The 14,761-nt window shown below is 61.4% G+C and carries 10 protein-coding genes and 1 pseudogene; 1 reads left to right on the top strand and 10 read right to left on the bottom strand.

Translation table 11 applies throughout. The annotated features are described in order from the left end of the window. Nucleotides 1-21 precede the first annotated feature (21 nt). The 10 genes and pseudogenes from BISU_RS06115 to BISU_RS13180 form a co-directional block, all read right to left on the bottom strand. The gene (locus tag BISU_RS06115; protein WP_024463143.1) at nt 22-417 is read right to left on the bottom strand and encodes a chorismate mutase; all 396 of its coding nucleotides are present in this window, start codon (nt 415-417) and stop codon (nt 22-24) included. Nucleotides 418-855: 438 nt separating this feature from the next. Further along, entirely contained in the window at nt 856-2,919 is a 2,064-nt protein-coding gene (gene rho, locus BISU_RS06110; protein ID WP_033502623.1) for a transcription termination factor Rho, read from the bottom strand. Between the two features lie 579 nt (nt 2,920-3,498). Then, entirely contained in the window at nt 3,499-5,139 is a 1,641-nt protein-coding gene (locus tag BISU_RS06105; protein ID WP_024463142.1) for an NAD(P)/FAD-dependent oxidoreductase, read from the bottom strand. A gap of 249 nt (nt 5,140-5,388) precedes the next feature. Then, a complete protein-coding gene (locus tag BISU_RS06100) occupies nt 5,389-5,703 on the bottom strand; it encodes a DUF2469 domain-containing protein (RefSeq protein ID WP_024463141.1) in 315 nt (104 codons plus the stop codon). Then, nucleotides 5,700-6,905 (bottom strand): GNAT family N-acetyltransferase, encoded by a 1,206-nt coding sequence (locus BISU_RS06095; protein ID WP_024463140.1) that lies wholly within the window; start codon nt 6,903-6,905, stop codon nt 5,700-5,702. Before BISU_RS06095 ends, BISU_RS06100 begins: the two co-directional genes overlap by 4 nt. A 406-nt stretch (nt 6,906-7,311) precedes the next feature. Continuing rightward, entirely contained in the window at nt 7,312-8,811 is a 1,500-nt protein-coding gene (gatB, locus tag BISU_RS06090) for an Asp-tRNA(Asn)/Glu-tRNA(Gln) amidotransferase subunit GatB (RefSeq protein WP_024463139.1), read from the bottom strand. Nucleotides 8,812-8,832: 21 nt separating this feature from the next. Further along, nucleotides 8,833-10,374 (bottom strand): Asp-tRNA(Asn)/Glu-tRNA(Gln) amidotransferase subunit GatA, encoded by a 1,542-nt coding sequence (gene gatA, locus BISU_RS06085; protein ID WP_024463138.1) that lies wholly within the window; start codon nt 10,372-10,374, stop codon nt 8,833-8,835. A 1-nt stretch (nt 10,375) separates the two neighbouring features. After that, a complete protein-coding gene (gene gatC, locus BISU_RS06080; RefSeq protein ID WP_024463137.1) occupies nt 10,376-10,672 on the bottom strand; it encodes an Asp-tRNA(Asn)/Glu-tRNA(Gln) amidotransferase subunit GatC in 297 nt (98 codons plus the stop codon). A 315-nt stretch (nt 10,673-10,987) separates the two neighbouring features. Continuing rightward, nucleotides 10,988-11,899 carry a hypothetical protein gene (locus BISU_RS06075; RefSeq protein WP_024463136.1) on the bottom strand — a complete coding sequence of 304 codons (912 nt, stop codon included), beginning with the start codon at nt 11,897-11,899 and terminating at the stop codon, nt 10,988-10,990. A gap of 778 nt (nt 11,900-12,677) precedes the next feature. Next, nucleotides 12,678-13,377 (bottom strand): annotated as a pseudogene (locus tag BISU_RS13180) (ATP-binding cassette domain-containing protein); the annotation flags it as partial. A gap of 234 nt (nt 13,378-13,611) precedes the next feature. Between BISU_RS13180 and BISU_RS06065 the strand changes: the two are divergent. Then, nucleotides 13,612-14,589, top strand: coding sequence for a hypothetical protein (locus BISU_RS06065; protein WP_024463134.1), 978 nt, complete (start codon nt 13,612-13,614; stop codon nt 14,587-14,589). Nucleotides 14,590-14,761 lie beyond the last annotated feature (172 nt).

Genomic DNA, 14,761 nt, shown 5'->3' with positions numbered 1-14,761 from the left:
CTCGCATGAATCAACGCAGAGTCACGCGAAGACGTCGAGCACCTGGGGGTCTCCCCCGGCTGCGGCGATGCGGGCGTGGCGCTTCTTGGTTTCGGTGACGACGAATTCGCGATACATTTCAGCGATATCCGGATCCAAGCCGGCATCTTCGGCAATGCGATGCAGGCGCTGAATCTGATAGTCCTCGCGCTGATAATCCGCTGGCGCGAACCCCGCCTCGGCCTTGAGCTGGCCCACCTGGGCCGTGGCCTTGAAACGCTCCGCCAGCAGCGCGATGGCCGCGCCGTCGATGTTGTCGATGGATTGGCGCAGCTGCGTGATGCGCTCGACTGCCGCCGCTACTTTCGGATTATGTTCGGCCTGCGCCGCATCGATGGTCGTGCTACGCCAGTCGCCGTTCTCGCTATCATCGCTCATACCCCACACATTAGCGCACGGTTCAGTCGAGCAGTTTTCATCCATATTGCGTAGTCTGCTTAGCTTCCATGTTTCCGACTCACACTTTTTGGACCACCGGGAAAAGTGCGAGCCGGAAACGCGCATCATTAGCGTGAAGTTTCCGTGGTCTTAACGGCCAGCAGATCAGTGTTCTCCGTCTGCACAATACGAACATGCGAAGTTCATTCGCCTCACACTTTTTTGCAAGCGCTCCAAAAAAGTGCGAGCCGCATCCAGCCGCATCACGCTATGCCAGAGGCCGGATGGCGTGAAACATGTCATCCGGCCCCTGAGCGCTAGCGCCTCACCAATTCATGCAACGCTGTGCCCATGCAGCACTGTCTCCATGCGCTGCTGATCTTATGCAACGCTGTGTTCATGCACTGCCCTGCCCATGCAACGACAGGCTCAGCCTGCTTAGTTCAATCCGCTCTGGTGAATGATCGCAGTGAGGAAATCGCGGTTCGTGGCGGTTTTCTTCAGGCGCGGCACCAGCGTCTGGTAGGCCTGCTCGGGTTCGAGCCCGCCGAGCAGCCTGCGCAGGCGGTAGATGACCGGCAGCTCGTCACTGGCGGTGATGAGCTCCTCGCGGCGCGTGCCCGAGGCGTTGACGTCGATGGCCGGGAAGAGGCGCTTGTCGGACAGCTCACGGCTCAGGCGCAGCTCCATATTGCCGGTGCCCTTGAACTCCTCGAAGATGACCTCATCCATCTTGGAGCCGGTCTCCACCAGCGCCGAGGAGATGATGGTGAGCGAGCCGCCGTTCTCGATGTTGCGGGCCGCGCCGAAGAACTTCTTGGGCGGGTACAGGGCCTGCGCGTCGACGCCGCCGGACAGGATGCGCCCGGAGGCCGGAGCCGCGATGTTGTAGGCGCGAGCCAAGCGGGTCATGGAATCGAGCAGCACGACCACATCCTGGCCCAGCTCGACCAGCCGCTTGGCGCGCTCGATGGCCAGCTCGGCGACCGTGGTATGGTCCGAGGCCGGGCGGTCGAAGGTCGAGGAGATGACCTCTCCCTGCACCGTGCGCTCCATGTCGGTGACCTCTTCGGGGCGCTCGTCCACGAGCACGACCATAAGATGCACCTCAGGGTTGTTCGTCGCAATCGAATTGGCGATGTTCTGCAAGGTGATGGTCTTGCCGGCCTTCGGCGGGGATACGATCAGACCGCGCTGGCCCTTGCCGATCGGCGCGACGATGTCGATCAGACGGCCGGTGAGCCTATTCGGCGTGGTCTCCTGCTTGAGCCGCTCCTGTGGATAGAGCGGCGTGAGCTTGGAGAAGTGCGGACGGCTTACGGAATCCTCGATGCTCATGCCGTTGATGGAATCGATCGACTGCAGCGGCACGAACTTCTGCCGCTGGTTGCGTCGCTCGCCCTCGCGAGGCGTGCGAATCGAGCCTTGCACGGCATCGCCCTTGCGCAGGCCGTACTTCTTCACCTGTCCCATCGAGACATAGACGTCGTTGGGGCCGGGAAGATATCCGGAGGTGCGCACGAATGCGTAGGAATCGAGCACGTCGACGATGCCGGCCACGGGCACGAGATCGTCCGAAGCCTCTTCGCGGCGGTTGTCGCGGCGATCATCGCGGTCATCGCGATTGTTGACATTGTTGTTGCCATAGTCGCGTTCGCGGCCGCGCATATGGCGCTGGCGGCGATCCGAGCCGTTGCGATCGCTATGATCGTTGCGATCATTATGCTCATTGCGATCGCCGCGCCCTTCGCGCTCATTGCGATCGCGGTTGCGCCTGACGAACTCGTGCTCATGCGCGTCTTCCTTCGCGCCTTCCGCAGCATTCTCGTGATCCTGCGCAGGCAGCGAGGCGAGAATGTCGTTCAGATCGCGCACGGCATGCTGATCGTGCTCCTCTTCTCGCTTTGCCGTGCGGTGACGGCGACGAGGCTGATCGAGTTCGAACTGGGCGCTGTCATGCTGCTGACGCTTGCCCGCATCCTCGGTGCGCTTGGGTTCGGGAAGCGCAAGATCCAGCTCGTCAAGCAGGCTCGCGTTGTCATTGCTCTCGCGAACACGACGACGCGTGCTACGGACGCGATCCTGCGGGCGCTTTTCGTTGTTGACCGCATCTTTCGATGCATTTTCATCAGATGCTGGCGACGTGGACGCTGCTGCTGGCGTCGTCGGCGTCGAAACCACTGCTGCGGGCGCAAACGGCGTCATCGAGGCGCCGGATTGTACCGTCTCGGTCTTCTGAGACCCGGCCTGCGCCTGCTCGGCGGCGGACTTGGCGTTATCTTGTGCACTCTGCCTGCCCGATGCCTTTGCGGCGGCGCCCCCCTTCGTCTTCCTGCTGCGCACGGTGACGCCTGCTGGCGCCTGACCGCCCGAACGGGCCGCCTGCAATGTGGCGAGCAGTTCGGGCTTACGCATCGTCGACGTGCCCCGAAGTCCCATTTGCTTAGCGAGCTCCTTGAGCTCAGGCAGCTTCATATCCTCAATATTCTGGCTTGTTGCCACTAGTGTTGCCTTTCCTTGGCTCCCGCCGACACACTGCCGGAGAGCTTTACGAAAAAGATGCGGTAAAAACCGCTATGAACGCTCAACGCCATCGCAACCGGCTGTTGAACTGGAATTTACTGTACAACGTGGCGGCGACCAGCGCAAACAGGGTCGCATCGTCCCGGGCCGTTCCACTCTGCAAACGTCACGATTCCCGCATGAGAACGATGGCTGTGCGGGGGTTGTGCTGTTTCAACGCCGCCAGACGTCACAACGCCCGCATGAGGTTCAGAAAACTGCGGGGCTTGTGACGGTTGAAGGTGATGTAGGCAATACGGCAGGCCTCACGAGAAATCGCGGAAGCATCGCAGAGACACACCGCAGCGATTGCGGGTTATAGGGCCAACAAGGTTTGGGACTATTTTCTGGACTATACCCCCGCATCGCCGACTCGTTGCCTTATAACCTCTTATAGCTCCTATACAAGTGGGGCGGGTTGCGCGTCGATGCTCATCGACGCGCAACCCGCCCCACTATTGGCCTGCATAACCGGCCGACGTACCTTATGCAGCCGGCCTATACAGTCCGGCTACTGTTTCACTTCTTCTCGTGGTAGGACTTCTCGGTGTTCACCGACCACACGTTGCGCTTCGAGGTCTTGCCGGTCTGGATGTTGCCGACAGCCTCGATGGCGCTGGCCATTGAATGATCCTGGTTGTTGTAGCGGTGCTGGCCGTTGCGGCCCACGCAGTACAGGTTGCCGAAGGAATCGAGGTATTCGACCAGTTCAGGCATATGCTCGTAGGTGTCGAAGTACGCCGGGTAGGCCTTCTGGACGCGTTCGCGATGCGAGTCGAGCACATCCGTCGGGCCGTTGATGAGCCGCATGCGGGTGAGCTCCTTGATGGCGAATTTAGTGGCTTCCTCGTCGCTCATATTCCAGAAGTTGTCGCCTTCTTGGCAGAAGTATTCGAGGCCGACCCACACCGTGTCGTCGACGTCCTTGACCAGGTACGGGCTCCAGTTGTTGAAGATCTGCACGCGGCCGACCTTGTAGCCCGGGTCCTGCACGTAGATCCAGCAATCCGGCACGATCTGCGGATCGCCGAGCGTGGGGATGTCGGTCGTGTTCTGGATGCGCAGGTGCTTGACGAGCAGCCCGATGGTCACGAAGTCGCGGTACGGCAAGCCGTTGGCGACATGGATCATGTCTGCAGGAACGGCCTTGGCGTCAGCCTCAGCAGCTTCAGCGGCCTTCTTCGCAACGGCGCCATCAGCCGGCGCTTCTGCCAGCGCGTTGACCAAATCCTTGACCGGCATCGAGGAAATGAACTGATCAGCCTTGAGCTCGGTGCTCTTGCCCTTCGAGTCGACGTAGACCACCGAAGCGATCTTGCCGTTCTGTTGGCGGATCTCGCTCACACGCGCGTCGGTGATGACCTTGGCGCCGTTCTCGACGCACTGCGATTCCACGGTTTCCCATAGCTGGCCCGGGCCGAGCTTGGGGTACCAGAACTCTTCGATCAGTGAGGTCTCGACCTGGCTGCTGTCACGCTTCTTCGGCAGCATCTTGAGCACCGCGTTCTTGAGCACCGCGACCACGTCGAGGCCCTTGACGCGCTGCGCGCCCCAATCCGAGGAAATCTCCTTGGGCGGGCGGCCCCACACCTTCGCGGTGTAGCCCTCGAAGAACATCGAATAGAGCTTGCGGCCGAAGCGGTTGATGTAGAAGTTCTCGAGATTGTCTTCCGGCAGCTTGCGGAACATCGAATGCAGATAGCTGAACCCGACCTCCATCGTGAGCTTGAAGCCGAGCGCCTTGAGCAGCCCCGGGGTCAGCGAGATCGGATAGTCGAGGAAATGGTGATTCCAGAAAATGCGCGAGACGCGGTGGCGCTTGAGCATGACCTTGTCGGTGAGTTCCGGATCCGGGCCGCCCGGCTCCAGATCATGATGCCGACCGAGCTTCTTGTCGTCGTAGGACGGCGCACCCTGCAGCGGCAGGATGTTCTTCCACCAGTCCATGATCCGGTCGTCCTTGGAGAAGAAGCGATGGCCGCCGATATCCATGCGGTTGCCGTTGTGCTTGACCGTGCGCGAGATGCCGCCGAATTCCTTCGTGGCTTCCAGCACCGTCACGTCGTAGTGCTCGGCGCCGCCATCCTTGACGAATTCCCACGCGGCAGTAAGGCCGGCGGGTCCACCGCCGATGATCACGATGGATTCCTTCTGCGTCACATTGACCTCCTATAAGCAAATAAATCGTTCATACTCTACCCGATGCAGCCCACTTCGCCGCCGAAACCGGCAAATATGCACGAATGCACCGCATCATGCGCATTCTGCTCATATCGCAGCGGCTCCTTGACTCTCTCCAGGTACGAACTGTACGAGCTGCATGCCGGGTACTCAGTCGAGCGCGATGCCTAATCATGCCTAATCAAGAGCAGCACCCGGTCAAACCCAATGCTCAATCGAGAGCAGCGTTCAATCGAGAGAATCAGGGATGTCGATATCCGATTTCTGAACTTCCTCCACATTCACGTCCTTGAAGGTGACGATGCGCACGTTCTTGACGAAGCGCGAGGGACGATAGACGTCCCATACCCAAGCGTCGGTGAGCTGGACGTCGAAATAGACGTCCTGCCCAGCCGAGCGCACGTTGAAATCGACTTTATTCGCCAGGTAGAAGCGTCGCTCGGTCTCCACCACATAAGTGAACAGCTTGATGACGTCGCGGTATTCCCGGTAGAGCGAAAGCTCGGCGTCGGTTTCGTAATTGTCGAGATCCTCGGCGCTCATTGACTGCCTTCCTTGTCATTTTTGCGGCTGCGTCCCAAGCTGCGCCACCAGGCCTGCTTGGACGTTTTGCGCTCGTCTGAGGCAAAAGGCCAGCTGCCTTCCTGGGATGAGCCGTCATCCGTGCCCGGAATGATATCGTGCGCATCGTCGCCGCGTCCGTCGATGCCATGCCCGTCAACGCCATGCCCGTCAACGCCATGCGCATCGGCGCTGCGCTGCAAATTGCGCGCCAGCGATTCCAGCTCGTCATCGCCGTCATCGCCCGCGTCTGCCAGCTCGGGCTCGCGGATCTGCGATTGCGGCTGAGACTGCTCCTGCGTCTGCAGGTTGCCGCCGGCCGCTGCGTCCTGTTTGGCCGATTCGCCGCCGTGATTCGATTGCGCGTTCTTGCCCGCTGCGGCATCGGAGACATGCTGCTCGATGGCAAGCGAGTGCTCGCGTGCACTCAGGGCCTCGCGCACGCCGGGATTGTCTTCGATCACATGCATGCCGAACGCATCAAGCGATCTGATCGGATCATATTCGTCCACGAGGGTTTCCAGCACATGCTGATCCTGGTATTTGCCGTTTTCGACATCCCACAGCGCATCGCGCGAAGTGCCGGCGAGCACGAATCCCAAGGACTTGTAAACGGAAAGCGAACGGGAATTCTTCTCCGGCACCGACACCCAGATCCGATGCATGCCCAAACCTGCCGGCTGTGGCGCGAAGCCGTAGGTCATCACGCGCGGCATCGCGTCGCGCGAGTAACCGCGGCCGCGGTAGTCCTTGCCCAGAATCACCTGGATGCGCGCCGAGCGAGCCCAGCCATCGATGTCGATCAGGAAAATCATGCCGATAACGATATCCTCCGGCTGGGCGAGCTGCTGCTCATCATCGCGCGGAGCATCCGAAAGGACCGCCCATGCGAGCGTACGGCGAGACTCAGGATCCCCCACCCCGGACTCGTCCGATGCGAGGCCTTGCGACCATGCGACCGAACGCCGCACCCACGCATGCACTGCAGCCCGCTCTGACTGGGAGTCCTTGCCGGTGATCTTGGAGGCGCTGTGGAAAGCGTCCAGGGGATCGAGACGATCCAGATCATCGAGGGTAGCCGGGCGCAGCCGCACCATTTCGCCGCGAATGGGCGGGATGGTGATGCGCTCGGGCAGGCTTCGCGGCATCACTTCGTCCAACGGAGGTTCAGCATTGTCTGACATTCGTTCTCATTCCTCATATCATCGCTTAATCGCTATAGCTGCTATCGTACTCGTCGGGCCGATGGAATCCAGAGAGCGGCCTGAATTACGCCGGGCGCAATCCGCTCTTCCCGCGCAGTGCGCACAGCTTGAAATCGTACCGTTCGTCATGCAAACCATATCATTGGCGCGACAAGCGTGATATTCGTACCAGGTTCGCCCCCTGCCCGCGTATTCATCACGCCAACAGCTTGGTCTGCGTGGCCTTTCTACTGGCAGCAACGTCTGCTTTCGCGATGGCTAGCACGCAAACCGCAACGAACGGGTCCGTCTCGTTCGCTCCGATTCGCGCAGGAACCGAAGCAAACGGGCCGGACCCGTTGTGCGAGATGTTATATCGAATTGCGGTTGCGTGGATGCGCCTAGCTCAGCCCTTGATCTTGCCCATGACGGCCTTGGTGACAGCCTTGGCATCGGCCTGGCCGCGCGTGGCCTTCATCACAGCGCCGATGATGACGCCCATAGGCTTCATGTTGCCGCTCTTGAGCTTCTCGACCACGTCCGGATTGGCTGCGAATGCCGCTTCCACGGCCGATTCGATCGCGCCGGTGTCCTCGACGATCTTGTAGCCGTGCTGCTTGACGACCTCGGCCGGAGTGCCTTCGCCCTTGAGCACGCCCTCGACGGTCTGCTTGGCGAGCTTGTCGTTGAGCTTGCCGGATGCGACGAGCTTCTCGACCTCGGCCACATCGGCCGGAGTGATAGGCAGCTCCTCAAGCGACACGCTGCGCGCATTGGCTTCGCGGCTCAGCTCGCCGAGCCACCATTTGCGTGCGCCAGCGGCCTTGGCACCGGCCTTGACGGTCGACTCGATGAGATCGAGCGCATCGGCGTTGAGCACGTCGCGCATCTGCAGGTCGCTCAGGCCCCATTCCTGCTGCAAACGGTTGCGGCGAGCGCGCGGCATTTCGGGCATCTGGGTTTCGAGCTCGGCGATATGCTCCTTGGTGACGTGCACCATGACCAGATCGGGGTCCGGGAAGTAGCGGTAGTCGTCGGCATCCGACTTGACGCGGCCGCCTGCGGTGGATTGCGAGGCCTCGTCCCAGTGGCGGGTCTCCTGCAGGATCTCCCCGCCGTCGCTCAGAATGGCGGCCTGGCGGCGAATCTCGTACTGGATGGTCTTCTCGATGCCGCGGAAGGAGTTGACGTTCTTGGTCTCCGAGCGGGTTCCGAGCGGATCGTCAGGCGCGTTGCGCAGCGAGATGTTGACGTCGGCGCGCATATTGCCCTGCTCCATGCGGGCGTGCGAGATGTTCAGCGCGCGCACGATATCGCGGATAGCGCGGACGTAGGCCCCGGCGATTTCCGGCGCACGCTCGCCAGCGCCCTCGATGGGCTTGGTGACGATTTCGATCAGCGGCACGCCGGCGCGGTTGTAGTCGACCAATGAATGGTCGGCGCCTTCGATGCGGCCGTCGGCACCGCCCACATGGGTGTTCTTGCCGGCGTCGTCCTCGACGTGCGCACGTTCGATCGGCACGCGGAAAATCGTGCCGTCTTCCAGCTCGACGTCGAGATAGCCTTCGCCGTTCAGCGGCTTGTCGTACTGCGAGATCTGATAGTCGCGCGGCATATCAGGGTAGAAGTAGTTCTTGCGGGCGAACTGGCTCCACTCGGCGATATCGCAGTGCAGCGCCAGCCCGAGCTTGATCGCGTAATCGATGGCGGTCTTGTTGACCACCGGCAGCGAGCCGGGCAGTCCCAGGCTCACCGGGGTGAGCTGCGTGTTCGGCTCCCCGCCGAACTCGATGTGCGCCGGGCAGAACAGCTTGGTGTTGGTGCTCAGCTCGACGTGCGTTTCCAAGCCGATGACCGGGTCGAACTTGGCGACGGCATCGGCGTATTTCATCAGTTTTTCAGCCATGATTTCATTCCTTCCGATGCGTTACTTCGCGAGATTCTTCAGCCAGGAGGCGTTCATTGAGCGCCAGATCGGGCCGTTCCAACGCTCTTCGAGCGCCGCTTCGAGCGCCGCCGCCGGCTTGTAGAGCAGGTCGTCGCGTTTCTGGGGCGCGATGAGCTGGAAGCCGACCGGCAGGCCGTCGTCGCTCAGGCCCGCCGGGATGCTCATGGCGGGGGTGCCGGCGAGGTTCGCGGGAATCGTCGCGATATCATTCATGTACATAGCCAGCGGATCGTCCATCTTCTCGCCGAGCTTGAACGCCGTGCTGGGCGAAGTCGGGGAGACAAGCACATCGACCTGCTCGAAGGCCTTGTTGAAGTCCTCGATGACCAGGGTGCGCACCTTCTGCGCCGAGCCGTACCATGCGTCGTAATACCCTGCGGACAGCGCGTAGGTGCCCAGGATGATGCGCCGCTTGACTTCGTCGCCGAAGCCGGCTTCTCGCGTGGCAGCCATCATATTGGCTGCGGTCTGGGGCACGCCGTCGGCCGGCATGATGCGCAGGCCGTAGCGCATGCCGTCATAGCGGGCCAGATTCGAGCTGACCTCGGAAGGCATGATGATGTAGTACGCGCCGAGCGCATACTCCAAGCGCGGGCAGGAGACTTCGACGACCTCAGCGCCCATGTCTTGCAGCAGCTGCACCGCCTCTTCGAAGCGGGCCTGCACGCCGGGCTGGTAGCCATCGCCACCCAGCTCCTTGATCAGGCCGACTTTCACGCCGTGCAGATCACGCTTCGCGCCTTCGCGCGCGGCAGCCGCCATCGGGGGCACGGGCATCGGAATCGAGGTGGAATCACGCTCGTCGTAGCCGCCGATAACCTCCTGCAGCAGCGCGGAATCAAGCACGGTGCGCGCGACGGGGCCGATCTGGTCGAGCGAGCTGGCCATAGCGATGGCGCCGAAGCGCGACACGCCGCCGTACGTAGGCTTCACGCCTACGGTTCCGGTCAATGAACCCGGCTGGCGAATCGAGCCGCCAGTGTCGGTGCCCAAGGCGAGCGGCGCTTCGAAGGAAGCCACCGCCGAGGCCGAGCCACCGCCCGAGCCGCCGGGGACGCGCGTGGTGTCCCACGGGTTGTGCGTGGGGCCGTACGCCGAATGCTCGGTCGAGGAGCCCTGCGCGAATTCATCCAGATTGGTCTTGCCCAACAGCGGCATGCCAGCCGCCTTGAGCTTTTCGATGACGGTCGCGTCGTAGGGCGGCACCCAGCCTTCGAGAATCTTTGAAGCGGCCGTGGTGACGATGCCTTTGGTCACGATCATGTCCTTGATCGCAATCGGCACGCCGGCAAGCTCCGGCAGGCCCTCGGTCTCGCCCTTGGCCTGTTTGGCATCGAAGGCGTCAGCCTGCGCCAGCGCCTCATCGCCAGAAACCTGCAGGAAGGCATTGATCTGCGGCTCGGCGGCCTCGATGACGGCCAGATGGGCTTCGACCAGTTCGCGGCTGGACGTATCGCCGGATTTGATTGCGGCTGCCTGCTCGGCGGCGGACAGCTGTACGAGTTGCGTGGTATCGCTCATCTCACTCCTCCCCTAGGATTCTCGGGGCCACGAACATGCCGGCCTCGGAGCGCGGCGCACCCGCAAGCGCCTCTTCCTGCGTCAGCGGCGTAACCGCCTCATCGGGGCGCAGGTAGGCTTCCAACGGCACCGGGTTCGCGGTGGGCGGCACATCGTCGCCGGCGACTTCCTGTACCTTGTTGATGGATTCGGCGATGACGTTCAGCTCGCCCTGCAGGCGGGCGGTCTCCTCATCGGTGAGCGCTATGCGGGCGAGATCGCCCAAATGCTCGATTTCTTCGCGTGTAAATGTAGGCATGGCCTCAACTATATGGACCATATGTGACGTTACTGGGTCGGAGCGGGGTTGGGGTGGAGTTGCGGCGGGGTCGGGGTGGAGCCGGGGCGGAGTCTCGCCAAGTTCGGGGTGAAGCTGTGACGAAGTCGGGGTGGGGTCGCGCGGTAGAGTCGCGGCGGAGCCGCGCGACAGGGTTGCGTCGCCTTGTGACCGCTAACACGTGGCTGCCGTACAAAACGCAACGCAATCAGGCCTCAAAACGTTACATCCTGTACGGCAAGCTCGCGTTAGCGGTCATTGAGCAACGCCAAACACACGCGCCAGCACGCGCCAGCCTTAGCCCTTGACGTCGCTGCGCCTGACGACGATGACGCCGATGATATAGAACACTGCCGTCCAGGCTAGGAAGATCAGTCCGCTTTGCCACCAGACAGGCGTGAAAGGCGGATTGGAAAACGTCGGGGTCGGGCCGGAAGCCGGGCCACGCATGAAAGTGCCTATCGACGCACCCGGCAAGCACATGGAGATTGACTCAAGCCAGCCGAGCTGGGAGTTGAGCGACGAGGTGATGCTGACGATTGACGAGAGGATCATCAGCAGTCCGACCAATGAGAACACTCCGCCGACCGTGGACCGGCACATCGCGCCCAGGCCTTGCGCGAGCACGGCCATCAGCATCAGCATAACCGGCGCCCCCAGAATCACCACGAGGGGCAGCGCACTCTGCTTGGCGGGAATCGGCGTCAGCGAGGAGCGCCCGGTCATCGCGAGCATGATCGCCCATGACAGCAGCATCCCAAGCAGCGAAAACGCACCGGCGAATGCTGCCGCTGCGACCGCCTTGGCGTTCATGAACATGACGCGCCTGGGATTGACGCTCAGCGACGCCTGCACGCAGGAAGTCGTGTACTCGCTGGTGATGGCCATAACGCCGAAAATGCCGATGACGAGCGCCACGGTGGAGACGTTCGAGCCGATGGTGGACCACAGCTCGGCGCTGGACACCGGTTTGGGCGTACCCAGCTTTTTCCCGGTATTCAAGTCGATGGTGCTGGCGTAGGTGACGCTCCATATGCTTAGCGCCGCCATCGCGGGCAGCAGCACCGCGGTGATGCCCATAAGCCACCAGGTCGAGGCCAGACTCGCGAGCTTCACCAGCTCGGCGTGCACGCTGCCCCAGAAGCTCAGGCGCAATCTGCTCGACGCCATGCGCCGCCCGGTCGTGTAGCCGCCGTTCGCGTTGCTCATCGTGCGCCTCCTTGCGTCGTCGTCTGCTCGGGTGGTTGCCGGTTGGCGTCGCCGGCCTGCGGCTCTGTCCGTGGTTGCGGCTGCGATTGCTCGGGAGGCTGCTCCTGAGGCTGCGATTGTTCAACATCCGCAGAAGTATCGACAGGAGCACCGGCCGCGGGCACATTATTCGGCTGTGCAGGCGGCTGCTGATATGCCGACGTATCAATCGGCTGCACCGGGAAGACCTGCGGCTGTTCGGGCGAGCCAACCGGCTGACCACCACCAAACTGCGGAACATCCGGTCGCGTGTTATCTGACTGAGTTGTGGCGAGCGATTGCGCTGGAACAGCTGGCTGAGCCGCGTCAGTCGGCTGCGCTGCGCCGTCAGGTGGCTGCACTGTGTTGTCAGTCGGCTGCGTCGGGACGAGCGATTGCGAAACAATCGTCGGCGACGGCACGCCCGTATGAGCCAAACCATCCGGCTGCGAGCCAACCGACTGAGCCCGAGCGGCCGCAGCCGTCCCTTGCTGCGGCGTTCCATACTGCACCGGCGCTTGGCCGGGAACCTCGCGCGTCACGTACTGCACCTGGCTGTGGGTGAGCATCATGTAGGCGTCCTCCAAGGAGGCCCGTTCCTCGATGAGCTCGTAGGTCACCAGCTGGGCCTGCGCGAACACCTGCGCGGTCCGCTCCAATTGCGCTCCGCTGATGCGCAGCACCACGCCGCGCTCCGGGTCGGACAACAGCCGTGCGGTCTCGCTGACCTGCACCTGATTCGCGCCTTCGAATATCCTCCTGAGCTTGTCCGGCTCGGGCGTGACGACGCGGATCGCATGCACCGAATGCTCCGCGACGAAGCGGTCGACCGAAGTCGTTTCGAGGATGCGCCCTTGGCCGATGATCACCAGATTGTCGGCAGTGAGCGCGACCTCGCTCATCAAGTGGGAGCTGAGCAGCACCGCCCGGCCTTGGCTAGCGTAGAAGCGGCACAGTTCGCGCACCCATTTGACGCCTTCAGGGTCGAGGCCGTTCACCGGCTCGTCCAGCACGAGATTATGCGGATCGCCCAACAGCGCCGCCGCAATCGAGAGCCGCTGGCTCATGCCCAGCGAGAATGATCCGGCTTTGCGTTTCCTCACGCTTTCCAAGCCAGTCAGCGCGATGACTTCGTTAACGCGCTTCTTGGGGATGCCGTTGGTCAGCGCGAGCGCAAGCAGGTGATTGTACGCAGACCGCCCCTTATGCGCCGATTTGGCATCCAGCACCGCGCCCACCAGCGCCATGGGGGACGCGCTCTCGCGGAAGGGCTTGCCGTCGATCAGCGCACGCCCGGCGTCAGGCTTGATCAGCCCGAGCGCCGCACGCATCGTAGTCGACTTTCCTGCGCCATTCGGCCCGAGGAAGCCCGTGACCTTGCCATCCTCCGCTGTGAAGCTGACCTGATCGAGCGCAATCTTGCCCTTGAACTGCTTGCTGACGCCTTCGATGGTTATCATGCTTAACCACTGTAGCCCACGCACGTTGCATTTCGTCCGCTAACGCGACCTTACCGTATAAAATGCAACGCAAACAGCCCTTAAAACATTACATTTTGTACGTCAGCCTCAAGTTAGCGTACAAAAGGCGACGCTGGGAACCGGACTTATCCACAACACGCCAAAACTTGACCCTTCGACCACATTGCCCGTTCAGGCTTCCCTTCGCGCATCCGCTTTGCCTACGGTGATGCTATGAACAACAATATCGAAATCAAGCAGCTCATTAACACATCGAAAGCCCAAAGCCGATGCCTGTACGGGGGCAACGCGAGGCAACGCGCTGCGGTAAGGAGACGGGCTCAAACTGGCGCATTCGTCAATCCACATTACGGGCTGTATGCCGAACAGTCGTACTGGACTGGTCTGAGTCCAGCTCAACGATACCTACATGTGCTGCGAGCCTTGGCCCGCAAGCATCCGAACTGGGTATTCACCTCAGTGAGCGCCGCAGCGATATACCAACTTGAATGCCCGTGGTCGCTGCACGACGGAATGGTGTACATCGCCTCTGATTCAGCAATCAACGGATATGCTTCGCGTGACGTACGTAAGATCTTCGTTGCGCCAATCCACGCGCATATAGTAAACGGTCTGCCGGTGGTGACGCTCGAACGCGCGCTCGTCGATTTCGCATTGCGTCACAAGTTCCCGCAGGCGTTGCCGATATTCGATTCGGCGATGCGCATTTACCAATATTCGCAAGAAAAAGTCATCGAAATATGCGATAGTTTACGGCGCGATTGTGGCCCGGTCTTCCGTCTTTTGTATTACGTCGACGGGCGAAGCGAAAACGGTGGGGAGTCGTTCTGCCGAGCGGTGATAATTGAACTGGGGTTCATTGCCCCTCTTCTGCAGCAGGAGTTCATCGACCCGAAGAATCCGCGTAAAAGCTATCGAGTTGATTTTCTGTGGGTGTTGCCCGATGGCAGAATCATCGTCGCCGAATTTGACGGCATGCGCAAATATACCGATCCGTCAATGACCGATTGGAAGACGACTCGGCAAGTCGTACGCGAAGAACGAGAACGTGAAGACGCCCTGCGCCGAGCCGGAGTCACCACCATCGTTCGCATCGACTATCAGGAAGCCTCGTTAGGGTATCCGCTGGCACGAAAACTGCGTGACGCCGGAGTGCCGATGCAGCAGATGGCGTATACAATGCAACGTTGAACCGCCCATTTGCGTCGCCTTTCGTACGCTAACCTGAGGCTGACGTGCAAAATGTAACGTTTTCTGGGCTTATTGCGTTGCGTTTTGTACGGCAGAGCCAGGTTAGCGTATAAAAGGCGACGCTATCGGCATTACAGAGCCATTGCACGCGAGAATCAGGACTCTGGGCTCA

The sequence above is a fragment of the Bifidobacterium subtile genome (assembly GCF_000741775.1).
Taxonomy (GTDB): Bacteria; Actinomycetota; Actinomycetes; order Actinomycetales; family Bifidobacteriaceae; genus Bifidobacterium; species Bifidobacterium subtile.
This window is presented reverse-complemented; position numbering and strand designations above follow the sequence as displayed.

Excerpts from the sequence above, each read along its gene's own strand:
- BISU_RS06115 (WP_024463143.1), bottom strand. The coding sequence starts at position 417 with ATGAGCGATGATAGCGAGAACGGCGACTGGCGTAGCACGACCATCGAT.
- BISU_RS06100 (WP_024463141.1), bottom strand. The coding sequence starts at position 5,703 with ATGAGCGCCGAGGATCTCGACAATTACGAAACCGACGCCGAGCTTTCG.
- BISU_RS06095 (WP_024463140.1), bottom strand. The coding sequence starts at position 6,905 with ATGTCAGACAATGCTGAACCTCCGTTGGACGAAGTGATGCCGCGAAGC.
- gatB (WP_024463139.1), bottom strand. The coding sequence starts at position 8,811 with ATGGCTGAAAAACTGATGAAATACGCCGATGCCGTCGCCAAGTTCGAC.
- gatA (WP_024463138.1), bottom strand. The coding sequence starts at position 10,374 with ATGAGCGATACCACGCAACTCGTACAGCTGTCCGCCGCCGAGCAGGCA.
- gatC (WP_024463137.1), bottom strand. The coding sequence starts at position 10,672 with ATGCCTACATTTACACGCGAAGAAATCGAGCATTTGGGCGATCTCGCC.
- BISU_RS06075 (WP_024463136.1), bottom strand. The coding sequence starts at position 11,899 with ATGAGCAACGCGAACGGCGGCTACACGACCGGGCGGCGCATGGCGTCG.
- BISU_RS06065 (WP_024463134.1), top strand. The coding sequence starts at position 13,612 with ATGAACAACAATATCGAAATCAAGCAGCTCATTAACACATCGAAAGCC.